The organism is Chryseobacterium sp. Marseille-Q3244, from assembly GCF_940807095.1.
Lineage (GTDB): Bacteria > Bacteroidota > Bacteroidia > Flavobacteriales > Weeksellaceae > Chryseobacterium.
In genome coordinates this window covers 447,508-463,069 of the sequence record NZ_CALNWX010000001.1, presented here as the reverse complement: position 1 = coordinate 463,069, position 15,562 = coordinate 447,508, and the positions used below count along the sequence as shown (strand labels likewise).

At 35.9% G+C, this 15,562-nt stretch carries 14 protein-coding genes; 12 read left to right on the top strand and 2 right to left on the bottom strand.

Going from position 1 to position 15,562, the window contains the following annotated elements:
* Position 1 precedes the first annotated feature (1 nt).
* The 10 genes from NBX25_RS02150 to msrA all read left to right on the top strand — a co-directional run bounded on the left by NBX25_RS02150 (position 2) and on the right by msrA (position 12,217).
* On the top strand, positions 2-1,135 hold the full coding sequence (locus tag NBX25_RS02150; RefSeq protein WP_123909626.1) for a PepSY-associated TM helix domain-containing protein: 1,134 nt from the start codon (positions 2-4) through the stop codon (positions 1,133-1,135).
* On the top strand, positions 1,132-1,296 hold the full coding sequence (locus NBX25_RS02145) for a hypothetical protein (protein ID WP_164464427.1): 165 nt from the start codon (positions 1,132-1,134) through the stop codon (positions 1,294-1,296). The genes NBX25_RS02150 and NBX25_RS02145 overlap by 4 nt, the downstream gene beginning before the upstream one ends.
* Positions 1,297-1,306: 10 nt before the next feature.
* Complete coding sequence (locus tag NBX25_RS02140; protein ID WP_250252661.1) at positions 1,307-3,514, top strand: TonB-dependent siderophore receptor; 2,208 nt, start codon at positions 1,307-1,309, stop codon at positions 3,512-3,514.
* Positions 3,515-3,544: 30 nt separating this feature from the next.
* Entirely contained in the window at positions 3,545-5,653 is a 2,109-nt protein-coding gene (locus tag NBX25_RS02135) for a TonB-dependent siderophore receptor (protein WP_250252660.1), read from the top strand.
* 111 nt (positions 5,654-5,764) lie between these two features.
* The gene (locus NBX25_RS02130) at positions 5,765-6,565 is read left to right on the top strand and encodes a PepSY-associated TM helix domain-containing protein (protein WP_250252659.1); all 801 of its coding nucleotides are present in this window, start codon (positions 5,765-5,767) and stop codon (positions 6,563-6,565) included.
* Positions 6,565-6,966, top strand: a complete 402-nt coding sequence (locus NBX25_RS02125; protein WP_250252658.1) for a PepSY-associated TM helix domain-containing protein — start codon at positions 6,565-6,567, stop codon at positions 6,964-6,966. The genes NBX25_RS02130 and NBX25_RS02125 overlap by 1 nt, the downstream gene beginning before the upstream one ends.
* Positions 6,966-9,080 (top strand): TonB-dependent receptor, encoded by a 2,115-nt coding sequence (locus NBX25_RS02120; protein ID WP_250252657.1) that lies wholly within the window; start codon positions 6,966-6,968, stop codon positions 9,078-9,080. The genes NBX25_RS02125 and NBX25_RS02120 overlap by 1 nt, the downstream gene beginning before the upstream one ends.
* Before the next feature lie 50 nt (positions 9,081-9,130).
* Positions 9,131-10,345 carry a PepSY-associated TM helix domain-containing protein gene (locus NBX25_RS02115; RefSeq protein WP_250252656.1) on the top strand — a complete coding sequence of 405 codons (1,215 nt, stop codon included), beginning with the start codon at positions 9,131-9,133 and terminating at the stop codon, positions 10,343-10,345.
* Positions 10,346-10,424: 79 nt separating this feature from the next.
* Positions 10,425-11,393: an ROK family protein gene (locus NBX25_RS02110; RefSeq protein ID WP_123858304.1), complete on the top strand. Its 969-nt coding sequence runs from the start codon at positions 10,425-10,427 to the stop codon at positions 11,391-11,393.
* 269 nt (positions 11,394-11,662) lie between these two features.
* Positions 11,663-12,217: a peptide-methionine (S)-S-oxide reductase MsrA gene (gene msrA / locus NBX25_RS02105; RefSeq protein ID WP_250252655.1), complete on the top strand. Its 555-nt coding sequence runs from the start codon at positions 11,663-11,665 to the stop codon at positions 12,215-12,217.
* Between the two features lie 33 nt (positions 12,218-12,250).
* Here the strand turns inward: msrA and NBX25_RS02100 are convergent, their stop codons facing one another.
* On the bottom strand, positions 12,251-12,430 hold the full coding sequence (locus tag NBX25_RS02100; RefSeq protein WP_250252654.1) for a hypothetical protein: 180 nt from the start codon (positions 12,428-12,430) through the stop codon (positions 12,251-12,253).
* Between the two features lie 36 nt (positions 12,431-12,466).
* Positions 12,467-13,276: a hypothetical protein gene (locus NBX25_RS02095; protein ID WP_250252653.1), complete on the bottom strand. Its 810-nt coding sequence runs from the start codon at positions 13,274-13,276 to the stop codon at positions 12,467-12,469.
* Positions 13,277-13,659: 383 nt separating this feature from the next.
* Between NBX25_RS02095 and NBX25_RS02090 the strand changes: the two genes are divergently transcribed.
* Both NBX25_RS02090 and NBX25_RS02085 read left to right on the top strand, forming a co-directional pair.
* Entirely contained in the window at positions 13,660-13,839 is a 180-nt protein-coding gene (locus NBX25_RS02090; protein ID WP_250252651.1) for a hypothetical protein, read from the top strand.
* A 51-nt stretch (positions 13,840-13,890) separates the two neighbouring features.
* The gene (locus tag NBX25_RS02085; protein WP_250252649.1) at positions 13,891-15,552 is read left to right on the top strand and encodes a tetratricopeptide repeat-containing sensor histidine kinase; all 1,662 of its coding nucleotides are present in this window, start codon (positions 13,891-13,893) and stop codon (positions 15,550-15,552) included.
* The last annotated feature ends 10 nt before the right edge of the window (positions 15,553-15,562 follow it).

Below are 15,562 nucleotides of genomic sequence, written 5' to 3'. Positions count from 1 at the left end.
CATGAAGCTAAAAACTGCTAAACGCTGGTTTAATTGGCATAAATGGACAAGCCTTATCTGTACCGTTTTTCTACTGTATCTCTGTGTAACAGGTTTACCGTTGATCTTTCACGAAGAAATTGAACATCTTTTGGAAGACAACAAAGAAGCCTTAGCTCAAAATCATGAAAAACTGAGCTTAGATAAACTTGTAAAAATTGCTGAGTCCAGATATCCGGGAGAGAAGGCAAGATTTGTTTTCTGGGATGAAAATGAAAAAAACAAAGTCCTTTTTGATATTGTTGATCAACCTAACGCTCCATATGAAAAAAGTAAATATTTAGTTTTGAATGAATATACCGGCGAAGTTTTAGGAGCTCCCAGAACAGACGGTTTAATGAATATCATTTTAAAACTCCATACAGATATGTTTCTCGGTATACCGGGGAAACTTTTTTTAGGATTAATGGGAATACTTTTCATGATATCCATTGTTTCAGGAATCGTTCTTTATGGGCCTATTATGAAAAAGTACGACTTTGGAATGGTCCGTAAAAATAAATCCAAGAGACTTAAATGGCTGGATACTCATAACTTATTGGGAATTGCCATTACTGCGTGGATGGTTGTCGTAGGATTTACAGGGGTAATCAATACTCTTTCTGATGTAATTGTTGGTCTATGGCAGCAAGGCCAGCTGGCAGAAATGACCGCTCCTTATAAGAATCAGAAGCCATTGACCGGACATTTCAGTTCATTGGAAGATGCTAAGAAAGCAGCAGAAAATACGATTAAAGATATGAAAGTATCTATAATTGCTTACCCAGGCACTGATTTCACAAGTAAACACCATTACGCAGTTTTTATGCGTGGAAATACTGAACTTACTTCAAAACTTTTAAAACCTGTGCTAATAGATGCCAAAACCGGAACTGTAACAGATTCCAGGGATATGCCATGGTATGTTAATGCACTTTTTATTTCTGAGCCTCTACATTTTGGAAATTATGGAGGCATGATACTAAAGATTGTATGGACCGTTTTTGATGTTTTTACAATTCTTGTCCTCATCACGGGTCTTTATTTATGGATTGCCAGAAGAAAGTCTGAAAAACAACAAATGAAATTAATGACGCCCAAAAATACAGGAAGATGAAAAATAACTTTCTAAAACTTTGGGGAATGCCTATCCTACTTGCTTTCATATCCCTATTCGGATTAATCGCAGCATTACTGGGTGATGGTTTATGGGATGTACTAGGGTGGCTGACACTTTCTATCCCTTTATTTTTGATTATAAAACACTATTATAAATAATCCTATTCCAATGAAAAAGATAATACTGAGTGCATCCATACTTTCAAGTGTAGTAGTTCTTGCGCAACAGAAAGACACTCTAAAAACTAAAAGCATTGATGAAGTAATCATCAGCACTTATGTGAAAAAAGACAGTGAATATTCCAACAAAATGCCTTTAAAAGCGATAGAAGATCCGCAAGTATATTCTTCAATAGACAAAGGAGTACTGGAAAATCAATTGTTATTTACAGTAGATGATGCATTCAGGAATGTTGCCGGTGCACAAAAGATGTGGAGCGCAACAAACAGAGCGGGAGACGGAGGAGTCTATCTAAATCTAAGAGGTTTCGTAGCAGGAAATTCTATAAGAAACGGAATGGTTGCTCCTATTACAACGTCTATGGATGCCATTAATGTGGAAAGAATTGAAGTATTGAAAGGTCCTTCTGCTACATTATTCGGAAGTAATGTAACTTCTTATGGGGGGGTTGTAAACAGAGTTACCAAAAAACCTTTTGAAACTTTTGCTGGTGCTGTTTCTCTAGCAGGAGGAAGTTATAATTTTTATAGAGTACAGGCAGACGTAAACACTCCTCTTACACAAGATAAAAAATTATTATTCAGATTAAATACAGCTTATACTAACCAGGGAACTTTCCAGAGAACCAATGCGAAGAATTCTTTCTATGCATTTACTCCATCCATTACTTATCGTCCTACGGATAACTTAGAGATCAATGCTGAATTGGAAATGTTTGAAACCAATTCGTATCCTGAGACAGCTTTCTTCTTTTATGTGCCAAGTGCACAGCTTGGTGCAGATAGCATGGACAAACTGGAAAAGCTAGGTTATAATTATAAACAATCTTACACAGGAGAAGGTCTTAAAACTATAGGTAAGGCCAGAAATTTCTTTGGACAGGTTAACTATAAAATTAATGAGCATATTAAATCCTCTACGAATGTAAGTACGGCTTATTCTTATTCTGATGGATTTAACCCTTATTTCTATTTTGCTCCGAAAGGAATGGTTACAGGAAATGCAAGTGATACAGAATTAGGAGTTGTAAGAGCTGATCAGTCAACCAAAGACAGCAAAAGAACTTATTTCCAGATTCAGCAGAATTTCAATTTTGATTTTAATATAGGAAGTGTCAGAAATAGAACTGTAGCTGGTTTTGACTATATGAGATTAAATGACAATCAATACTTTATGTTTACCAACTTTGACTGGGTTCCGTTCACAGGTACAGACTATACTAATATGAACGGGCAAACATTGGGAGCAATGTATGATAATCTGAGAAGTCAGCCTGATTTTGAAAAAAATAATACTTATATAAGCTCTGGTAAAAAAGATACCTATAGTGGCTATATTTCTAACGTTATTACACCAGTAGCCGGTCTTAACATTCTTACTTCAGTACGATATGAAACAAATAACTACAGAGGAGGCCAGGTAGGGCAAAATAAAACAGCCGAATATAAGCAGGGAGCATGGTCTCCAAAATTTGGAGTTGTTTACCAAATTCTTCCAGAAAAATTATCCGTATTTGGAAATTATCAAAACAGCTTCACTGTAAATGGATATTATACTTCAGACAAGGCTGGAAATGTAACACTTTCAACTCCTGAAAGAGCCAATCAGTTTGAAGGTGGTATTAAAACAAATCTTATCAAAGGAAGAATTACAACAACCTTGAGCTACTATAATATTCAGGTGAAAAATACCCTTCTTAATACGGGTGAAATGACAGGAACTGGACAGGCTGTACAAAACCAAGCTGGTTTATTAAGAAGCCAGGGAGTAGAATTGGAAGCAAACGCTTATCTGATCAAAGGATTCTCTGTGATTGCCGGAGTAAGCTATAATGATATGAAGTACACAGAAGCTGATAACACAGTAATCGGAAGAAGACCAGCTACTGCTTCATCTCCATGGTTGGTTAACTTCAATGCAAGCTACCAATTCCTTGACGGAAAATTAAAAGGACTTGGTTTCGGAGTTGGAGGAAACTATGCCAGTGACAACAAGATTGTGAACTCTACAACCATGGGTACGTTCATCCTTCCAAAATATCTGGTACTGAATGCCAATGCATTTTACGATACTAAAAAATTCAGAATCGGGGTAAAAGTAGACAACTTTACGAACGAACATTATTGGAGCGGATATACAACAGCCAATGCTCAGGCCCTTGCCAACGTATTGGGAAGCTTCACTTATAAATTTTAAACTTTTAGAATAATTATTCCCTTAAAAACAATGAAAAGAATAACAATAGGAGCTGCATTATTAACATCAATGTTAAGTTTTGCACAGGAAAAAAAAGACACCATCAAATCCAACGATATTGAAGAAGTAATTGTTAATGGAAGGTATTATCAAAAGTACAAACTAAACGAAGTTTCAGGTTCATTAAGAATTCAGACACCAATTCTTGAACTTCCTCAAAACGTACAATCAGTAAGTTCACAAGTTCTTTCTGATCAGATCACATTGAATATGTCTGAAGGAATTGTCCGTAATGTAAGTGGAGCAAGAAAAGTAGAACACTGGGATAACGTGTATTCCAATGTTTATATGAGAGGAGCCAGTATTGCCACGTTCATGAACGGAATGAATGTTTCTTCTACATGGGGTCCTATCAATCCTGATGCATCCATTATTGATAGAATAGAGTTTGTAAAAGGTCCTGCCGGATTTATGGGTTCTATGGGAGATCCTGCAGGGTTCTATAATGTAGTAACTAAAAAGCCAACAGGAAAATTTGCAAACAGTGTACGTTTCACTACGGGAAGCTATAATCTTTTCAGAGGTGAAGCAGATCTGGATGGAGTTCTTGTGAAAGACGGAGTTTTAGACTACCGAATTAACTTAATGGGAAGTTCCAACAAATCATGGGTCGAAAACGATAAAACAAGCAAAATCATTGTTGCTCCATCTATTACTTTCAGACCTACAAAGACAACTACATTTACAGCACAGTACAATTATCAGTATTTAAAATTCAATCAGCCCGGAGCTTATCTGATGTCTAATGACGGATATGCTTCACTGAATGTACATACCAACTTTAATGATCCCAATTTCAAGCAAACTGAAGTTAAAGATCAAAGTTTATTCTTAAGCTTAGACCAGAAACTTTTCAAAGATTGGGTTTGGAGTACACAATATGCTTATATGGACTTGAACTATGACGGAGGCTCATGGTGGGGAACTTTTGACCCAGCCAATAAAAATATTTTAAATAGAACATTAAGCAACTGGCAGGCAAAAGGAAAAAACCACATTTTCCAGACCTATGTAAGAGGAACGCTTAATACAGGAAACATTGTTCATAAAATTATTGCTGGATTCGATTATGGAGATAGAAGATACGAAGCAGACTTTTCTTCCTATTCAAAAATTGTAGATGATAAAGAAACCTTACAATTCCCTATTGATATTTATAATGTGAATTATGGAGTAGATCCTACCAGGCTACCCTCTTCTGACTTTTATACGTTAAACACCTCTGCTCCTTTTTATAATGATCAGGGAGTAAAATATACATCTTATTATGCTCAGGATCAGATTGAAATGTTTGATAATAAGTTAAGATTAACCTTAGCAGGAAGATATACAAGTGGAAAAACTTATTCTGCTTATCCTAACCTAAGCCCAGGCACTCCTATCGTACCCGATACAGCTGGTGAGTTTACACCAAGAGTTGGAGTGAGCTATTCTATTAATGAAAACTTCTCTGCTTACGGAATTTATGATAAAACCTTTGTGCCACAATCCGCAACAGGGATTAATAATACAAAGATTACAGATCCTTTCAAAGGTCAAAATATTGAATTTGGTTTAAAAAAAGACTGGTTTGGCGGAAAATGGAACTCTACTTTCTCCGTATATGAAATCAGAAGGAAAAATATACTTGTGTCCGGACCTATAGCAGAAAATGGTGGAAATCCATTTCAGGTTGCTACCGGGGAGCAAAGAGCAAGAGGTTTTGAATCTGATATCAAAGGAGAAATTATCAAAGGGTTGAACATTATCATCAATTATGCTTATACTGATGCTAAAACAATTAAAGATAGTGAACCTGCCAACATTGGAATTCAGTCTCCGGGAAATGCCAAAAATGTTCAAAATACATGGATCAATTACAGATTTGAAAATGGTATGATGAAAGGTTTCGGAATCTCAGCAGGATATCAATATCAGGGTGGAAGACAGTCTTGGTATGGAGTAAATGCTAAAAAAGACCAAAGTCTTCCGGATTATTTTGACACCAACTTCGGAATTTCTTATGTTGCCAAAAAATTCGATGTTAATTTAATGCTGAACAATGTTCTTAACAGAGCACTTTACAGTGGATACAGATGAGATCTTGGTGAATATGCGTGGATCTACAATGCGCCACGTAACTGGAGATTATCAATCGGATATAAATTCTAAAAAATAAAAGTTAGCCCTCTTGGGGGCTAACTTTTCGCTATGAGAAAAAAGCAACACCATAAAAAGAAAATTTCTCCAACGAAGAAATGGTCTGCCAAACTGCATTTGTGGTTTGGTTTGTCAGTTGGTATCATTGTGTTCATAGTCTCTCTTACAGGGACTTTGTACGTTTTTAAAGATGAAGTACAAGATAGCCTTCGTAAAGAAGCCATCTATGTAAAACAGAATGAAATCAATAAAAAACCCTTATCCATCGAAATTCTTCGTGAAAAAGTAAGTCTGGAGCTTAACGAGAAATATCCTGTGAGCTCAGTTGAAATCCCTTTGGACAAAAGTAAATCCTATCGTTTTTTATACTATGATAAGAGTAAGAAAGGATGGAACTATTTTCAACAGGTTCTCATCAATAAACAGGTGTATGTCAACCAGTATACCGGAGAAATTCTTGCTGTTTACAATGAAAAGTATGATGTATTTAATATTCTGAAGTATATCCATTGGGGACTTTTACTGAATTCAGAATGGGGACCTTATGTAACGGGAATTCCAACGGTATTATTTATTATTATGCTGATCACCGGAATTATTCTATGGTGGCCGAAAAATAAAAATGCAAGAAAAGGAAGGTTCTGGTTCAACTGGGAAAATGTAAAAAACTGGAAACGCAAAAATTATGATCTTCATAATGTATTAGGGTTCTATGCCTCATTTATTGCCTTAATAATGAGTGTAACAGGGATTTACTTTGCCTATCCTTATGTAAAAAACACTTTTAATCTTACCTTATCCGGTTATGGGAACCTCCAAAAGAAAAGGAAGTCAAATCCCCGGATTCTCTGATGGTAAAGAGAGATGCAGTTTTTGATATCGCAGCATTCCAGACAGAAAAACTATACGCAGGATCATCCAGTTTCAGAATTACTTTAAATGGAAAAAATAAAAAAGGAAAGGAGCTCAAAAACCTTCCGGTCACAGTATACGGCCAGGATGGAAGATTCAGTGAAAGAAACCTGCTTACTTTCGATAAATATTCAGGAAAACTACTAGCCAATAAACCTCATCACAAACTCAAAGCCGCAGAAAAATATGCGAATGCCAATTATGATGTCCACACCGGATCTTATTTCGGATTGTTTGGAAAAATCATCTGGTTTATCGCAGGACTTATCTGCACCTCACTCCCAGTTACCGGATTTTTGGTCTGGTGGGGAAAAAGAAAGAAACAAGGAAAGAAAATATAATGAAAAAAGCAATTTTATCAGCTGCCAGTCTGGGAACTATAATGGTTTTTGGCCAGGTAAAAGATACTTTACAAACCCAAAATGTGGATGAGGTTGTGATGACGGCTTCCAGAAAAAAGGAGAACATTAAAGAGGTTCCCAGTTCAATCACAGTAGTGGGAGAAAAGCAGATTCAGTCTCAATTGACGGTTAATTCTGATATTACAAGCATCCTGCAATACACCGTTCCCAGTTTAGGAACCAATTCGGGACAGACTTCAAACACCGGACAGACCTTAAGAGGCCGTCAGGTATTAGTATTGATTGACGGAATTCCACAGTCTACTCCATTACGAAACGGTGCAAGAGATCTGAGATCCATAGATCCTTCAGCCATTGAAAGAGTGGAGGTTATTAAAGGAGCATCATCAATCTACGGAAATGGTGCTGACGGAGGGATTATCAATTATATCACAAAAAGAAATAAAACAGATCAAAAGATTTCCGGAATATCACAGATTGGTTTTACCGGACAACCTTACGGAGGAACATTAGGAGTAAGAGCCAGCCAGCTTTTATCCGGTAAGATGAACAGATTTGATTACACCCTTTCATTAGCATATGAAAGAACAGGCTATATGAAAGACGCTGACGGTGTTTTCCTAAGCCCTACTTACAGTACTGCGAAAATGGACAATTACAATGGTTTGTTGAAACTGGGCTATAACATTAATGATAATCAAAGAATTGAAGCATCTTATATTGGCTATTCCTCAAGATCAGATCTTAATCTGGGTCTAAGTACAGGAAAGTATGGTACGAAGCCTACGATTGGTGAAGGAGTAGGCAAAGGATTGGAAACAACTCCTCAGGGAACACCAAAAAACCACAATATCAGGGTAAGTTATGATAATAAGAACCTGTTTGCAGGAACTGCGTTAAACGTAAATCTTTATTATCAGGATTTTAAAACCGTTTACGGATACAGTGATACCTTTTTCAATGGTGGTCAGTCTAACGTTCTTTCTAAAAAAGCAGGTGCCCGATTCAATTTTGATACCCAGCTTTGGAATTCTGCGAATTCTCAGGGAGAAATCATCTATGGAGTGGATATTCTGAACGATCAAACCGTACAAAAACTGGAAGATGGCAGATTCTGGACTCCCAATATGAGCATGACCAATATCGCCCCTTTCTTATTGGCAAAAGTTGACCTGTTTAAAAAATTGACCATCAAGGCGGGACTTCGTTATGAAAACATCAAAGTGAATGTAGATGATTTTAATACCCTTTCTGTAATTAAAAGTGACGGAACATTTACCAAGAGTATTCCTGTGGAAGGAGGAAAACTTAACTATAATGCTTTAGTAGGAAATATTGGAATCCGTTACAATATTGAACCTTATATCAATCTTTTTGCAAGTTTTTCACAGGCCTACTCTATCAATGAATTGGGAAGAATCTTAAGAACCTCAACGTCAGAAACCATTAAAAGTCTTGAAACAAAACCCATTATTGTTAACAATTACGAACTGGGAGCCACAGGACAGCTTTCCAGCTGGCTTAATTATGAGTTAACTTCTTATGTAAGTACTTCAAAACTGGGAGCCTCATTCGTACAGAGTCCTGACAGAGCTCTGATGATCCAGAGGTCACCGGAAATAGTATATGGAGTGGAAGGATTTTTACACTTTACCCCAACAAAATGGATCCAGTTTGGTGGAAGCTACAGCTGGATGGAAGGAATTACCTCTGTAAAAGATGACGGAGATTATTCTACCAAGATCAACAACAGTAGAATCTCAGCACCTAAGGTGCTTGCCTACATTCAGGCAAAACCTGTTCCTGCATTATCTGTAGGGTTGGATATGCTTCATTCATTTACTCAAAACAGATTTACTCCAAATATCAAAACCGGATTATATTCTTATGGTGAAGGATATGTCCCGGAATATACGGTTTTCAATTTCAAGTCAAGCTATGAAGTCAACCGTAACTGGAAGCTATCTTTAGGTATCGAGAACATATTCAATAAAAAATACCAACCTGCTATCGCGTGGTGGACAGCAAGAGACAGTGAATTCGTTAATGCGCTGGGGATGAGAGGAACTTTCATTATTGAATATAAATTTTAATTAATCTAAATAAAAAGTAAAGTTTATCTTTGCAGAACTTTAACGATTATATGAAGAAAAATCATCACCATAAGAAGAAACAACCTGGATTTTTTAAGAAATGGTCTGCTAAGCTCCATTTATGGTTTGGGCTCGTCATTGGATTTTTAATCTTTATTATCTCTATTACCGGAGCATTATATGTGTTTAAGGATGAGGTGGAAAACTACACCCGAAAGGATGTGATCTACCACAATGAACAGAATATTGATCAAAAACAGATTCTTCCCATCCGTGTTATGGAAAAGGCTGTTGCCGAGCAGGTAAAAGAAAAATACCCAATCCATTGGGTCAATATTCCTATGGATAAGAAAATGTCCTATATGTTCTTCTGGTATGAGCATAATACGGATGCCTGGAATTATTTTGATGAATTTCCGATCTATAAGCAGGCCTATGTAAACCCATACACGGGAAAAGTACTGAGAGTATATGATGAAAAGAACGGATTCTTCAATATTGTCAAAATGATCCACTGGAGCTACCTTCTGAAGCAGGATTGGGGAACTTATGTAGTGGGAATACCTGTGATTATCTTTATCATTATGCTCATTACAGGAATTGTTTTATGGTGGCCTAAAAATAAAGCAGCAAGAAAACAACGTTTTTCTTTTAAATGGAAGAATATTAAAAGCTGGAAAAGAAAGAACTACGATCTTCATAACGTATTGGGCTTTTATGTTTCAATCTTTGCCCTTATCTTTTCGATTACCGGGTTGTTTTACGCATTCTTTGTAGTTCAGGCGATGATTTATGTGATATTTTCCGGAGGGGAAACCCAATATCCTGATTTCTCGCATATCAAAACAAAAGCTCCAATTGAACTAAGAACTGAAAATACTCTGGATAAAATTATCAACACAGTTAAAGAAAAATATCCTGAATCTTATGGTTTTGCTATCGATCTTGGACATGAGCATATGGATGATCATGAGCATCCTAATTTTGAGGTCTATGTAAAACATCTTACCTATTCATATCACAAAAGCAGCAGTCTTATTTTTGACGAAAACTCAGGAGAATTGCTGCATACTCATGATCCAAAAGATAAAAACTTTGGAGAAAAGGTAGTAGGCGCCAATTACGATATCCACGTAGGGGCTATTTTAGGGCTTCCTACAAAGATTATTGCTTTTATTGTAAGTCTTATCTGCGCTTCTCTTCCTGTAACAGGTTTTATGATCTGGTGGGGTCGAAGAAAGAAAAAACCGGTAAAAAAAGCTTAATCTTTTAAATAATACAAGGTTAATAAGCTATTAATACAATCTTTTTTATAATTTTAGCCCTTAGAATTTAATAATAGAAATGTCATTAATAGATTTATCAAAACAGGTTGCCCTTGGAGTTGACATCGGCGGAACCAATACCAAATTCGGAATTGTAAACCACCGTGGAGAAGTTCTGGATAAAGGAAACCTTAAAACCGATGCCTATGATAAAGTAGAAGATTTTATCGATGCTTTATATGAACATGTACGCCCATTAATGGAAAAACATGGTGCTGAAAAGCACTTCGACGGAATTGGTGTAGGGGCTCCCAACGCCAACTATTATAAAGGAACAATAGAATTAGCACCCAATCTGCCATGGAAAGGAGTAATTCCTTTTGCTGAACTGATGACCGCAAAATTCAATTTGCCATGTACAGTAACCAATGATGCCAATGCAGCAGCTTTGGGGGAAATGCTTTTCGGGGCAGCACGCGGCATGAAAGATTTTATCATGATTACCCTGGGAACAGGAGTAGGAAGCGGAATTATCGCCAACGGAAATCTAATCTATGGCCATGACGGTTTTGCTGGAGAATTGGGACACACTATTGTAAAACCAGGCGGAAGAAAGCATTGGAGTACAGGATCTGAAGGAAGCCTGGAAGCTTATGCTTCAGCAACAGGAATTACCATCACGGCTAAGAAAATGAGAGCCGAATTCCCGGAATCTATGCTGAACCAATATCCTGAAGACGAGATCAATTCTAAAACCGTATATGAATGTGCGATGAAAGAAGACCCGATTGCTATTGAAGTTTTCAGATATACTGGGCAAAAGTTGGGGGAAGCATTAGCCAATTTTGTGATGTTCTCTTCACCTCAAGCTATTTTGCTATTCGGTGGAGTGATCAAAGCCGGAGATTTTATCTTAAAGCCTGCTAAACTTCATATGGAAAGGAACCTTCTTCCGATCTTCAGAAATAAAGTAAAATTAGTATTCAGTGAACTGGATGAAGCCGATGCTGCTATTTTGGGAGCAAGTGCTTTGGTTTGGGAAAAATAACTAATACACTTATAATATTTAAAGCGATCTCAATGCGAGATCGCTTTTTTATTTTACAACGAATTCACGAATAAGTTTATTAATGCATTCGTTGCAAAAAAATAAATATTCTATACAGCCCAGCCATTCTCTTTATCATTAGCATTATCTATGAAAACAATTCATGAGATCCGTATCAAAATCCATGAAGTTTTTCTTACTTTTGATTAGCATTTTCCGTGGTCTTTAAGATTAAAAAAATGCCATTAAACAATAATAATTACCAAAAAATGGATAACAATAATTTAGAAACCATCGTTTTCGGTGGTGGATGCTTCTGGTGTGTAGAAAGTTGCTTCAACTTATTAAAAGGTGTTGAAGCTGCTATATCAGGGTATTCCGGTGGTCATAAAGAAAACCCAACCTACCAGGAAGTGTGTACCGGAGAAACAGGTCATGCAGAGGTAGTACAAATCACTTATAATCCATCCATAATTTCTTATGAACAACTTATGGATGTTTTCTTCTTCCTACACGATCCTACTCAGCTTAACAGACAGGGAAATGACATTGGAACACAATACCGTTCAGTTATTTATTATAAAGATGAGACTGAAAAACAAAAAGCAGAACAAGCCATCAAAGCATCTCAGGAATCAGGAAGATGGGCAGGAACTTACGTAACTGAACTGGCTCCATTTGAAAAATTCTGGCCTGCTGAACAATATCATCAAGGGTATTATAATGAAAACCCTACACAACCATATTGTAGTGCAGTGGTTGGACCTAAAATCCAGAAGTTTAAAAAATATTTTGGAGAGTTGGGGATGCTGAATGCAGAATAGAAATTAAAAACAAATATAACCATAGAACATGATTCAATTTATTTTAATGCTATTTGGCTTTGCATTTCCTAATAGCACAACCCATGCAGTAGTACCGAATAATTCATTAATAATATCACAAAGTTCAGCATCCGAATCAAGCGGATCAATAGAAGATACCGGAGGAGAAACTGGACAAACTCCACCTCCTCCAAAAAAATAAAGACTATACATAAAAGCGGAATATTCTCTATTCCGCTTTTTTATTGTTTAATACCCTGCATATTTCCCAATAATATATGCTGTAGAAGCTCTCAGCTCACGTCCAGTATCCGGATCTACTCCATCCATAGTAAAAAACTCAACATTCCCATTAAACTTTGAGTACCAAGTACTACCTAAGGCATTATCCACAGTAAGCGTATCTTTTCTTGTAATCCGTTTAAAATACTTTAGCTGAACGGTATCTTTAGGAATAAGACTTCGTTGAGGGTTTTTATCTTCACAATCCCCCAGCTTATATTCACTATCATCCCAAAACATACAACTTCTCTCATCAGCAGATGTTCCAAAAAAACTTAAAGGACTGTTACTTTTACTTTTTGAGTTATAATTATTCCCAATTAAAACACTTATAATCAGAAAAGCTCCGGCAATACCCAAACCATTTTGTTTGACAAACTCCGGCATTTTGAAGTGCTGCTCATTCGTAATATTGATAATAATATTAGATAACTTTTCTGATAATGACTCTTCATCTTCATCTACTTTAATTTTCACTGTAGTTTTATTAGTTTCCTCCTCCTTCTTGGTAAAAGTTCTGGAGAAATCAAGAAAGTCTTTATAGCCTACGTATTGGCTAATTTTATCTAGTCGATCAATATGAATATCTTTCTCTTCATCCTTTTCCTTTATATAAGTATCATAATATCTCCCAAAGGTTTTGTCATTTATTTCGAAACCAATGTCTTCTTTAAAATAAACCCATAGATAAGAAGCAAGCCCATTCTTAGTATCTTTTCCAGATTCCTCCCTTGCTTTTCTGAACAGCTCATGAATTAGTAGTTTTTTCTTGGACATATATAGTTTTTTGAGTCTTTACAAAATAGGTGATTATCCATCATACCACATTACGGATTCCCATAAAGCCTTCATTGTCCATTTCGTGTCCATCAATGTCCAAAACGTGACTAACACATGCGTCACCCTTTGTCGCATCTTTGCTTCAGAAAATCAGTGAAAAACAAAACATTAGAAAACAAATTTACAAAACTGATTTCAAAATCACCAGATAAAACGGAGGGAAAACTCCGGGTTGGGAAGCAGATGTTTCTCCTCCGTTTTTGAAGGTTCACTTCCCAAAAAATTTAGAAGCGCTTCAATTTTTTTAACCGTGTAACCCTATCTGCGATCTGTTTCGCAGGGAAGAACACGAATGCTTTAACAATAAATTTTTTGAAAAAATGATCCATTTTATTTTAATGCTATTAGGTTTAGCATTCCCGAATAATAATACACAAACAACAAATGATAATAATTCAACGCCAATCACAACGCAAAACGCGGCCAATCAAGATGGTGAAGGACTTGATCCAGGAGATACTGGTGGAGATACAGGTCCCGTAAGACCCCCAAAAATATAAGTTTTGACAAACCACTCTTTTTATGAGTGGTTTTTTATTTATTTTAGTGGGATGATGAGATATTTATTTTTTTGCTTACTCATTCTGGTTTCCTGCAAACAAGAAAAAGTAAATTCCCATACCGCAAATGAAGGTAATGACGATTTGTATAAAGAAGGAATAGCCTTAGTACAAAACGATAATATTAAAGCATACTCAAAATTTCAGCAGGCTATTATTCATTACAGCAAGCTAAAAGACTCTGTGAAGATTTCAAAGAGCTTAATCTATCAGTCTATTGTTCAGAATTACACAGGTGATTATCTTGGATCAGAAGCAACATTGGTTGAAGCTTTAAATTATATGAAAGAAGGGGATGAAAGCTACTATTCTGTGTATGGGAGTTTAGGAAACCTAAAGTATGATCAAAAAGAATATTCAGAAGCAGAAAAATGGTATACAAAAGCTCTTGCAGAAGAAATTAAATCTATTGAAGAAAAGGCAAACCTTATCAACAATAAATCGGCAAGTGAATACAGGCAGGGAAAATACATTAATGCATTAAAAACGTTAGCCCAAATTGATCTAACAAAAATATCAGATAAAAATCTTATCAACAGGGTTAAAGAAAATACTGTTTATATTCAATGGTTGCAAAATAACAATTATCCGGCTCAGGAAGAATTTGAGAATCTATTAGCGAATAAATTACAAAATAATGATTTTTGGGGAGCCAATTCCAGTTATGCTCATTTAGCAGAAATCAATCAAAAAGCTGCTCCGGAAGCCTCTTTACACTATGCAAGAACAATGCTTCAAAATGCTATTAAAATTAAAAGTCCCGAAGACAGGCTGGAAGCTATGGAAAAGATTATTGCTGTAGATTCTCCCTCAAACTCCAAACAAAATTTTAAAAGTTATAAAACCCTTTCAGACAGTATACAGAGAAGCAGAAATGATTACAGAAATAGATTTGCATACATCAAATATGATAGTGAGAAAAAAAATGCAGAAAATCAAACACTAAAAACCCAAAATGCGGAAAGTCAAATTAAGTTACTACAACAAAATGTTATATTAGTAGCTTTATCATTACTTCTAATTAGTGGTTATCTTTGGTATAGACGAAGAAAGAAAAGACTTCAGAAAGAAAAGGAACTTGAAGTAAAAAACACTCAGCTTAAAATGTCTAAAAAAGTCCATGATGTAGTAGCCAACGGGATTTATCAGGTAATGACCAAAATTGAAAATCAGGAAAATTTTGATAAAGAGAAGGCTCTAGATGAACTGGAATTTGTTTATGAAAAATCCAGAGACATATCCTATGAAAAACCGGAGACAAAAGATACTGTAGAATTTGCTGAAAGAATATTCAACCTCATTGATTCCTTTAAAAACGATCATATAAAACCTTTTCTTACCGGAAACAGTCAAAATATATGGAATGATGTAAGTGGAACCGTACAAAATGAAATTTTTCAAGTTATCCGCGAACTGTTGGTCAATATGAAAAAGCACAGTCAGGCCAGTCTTGTGGCTTTTAAATTTGAAAAAAATAATAACGAAATACACATTCAGTATAAAGACAATGGAATTGGGATCCCAGGAGAAATAATTCATGGAAATGGATTATCAAATACGGTTTCCCGTATTGAAAAAATAAAGGGGACAATTACTTTTGACAATACAACAGAAAAAGGGTTGAAAGTCAATATTTCATTCCCCACATCATAAAATGAAAAAG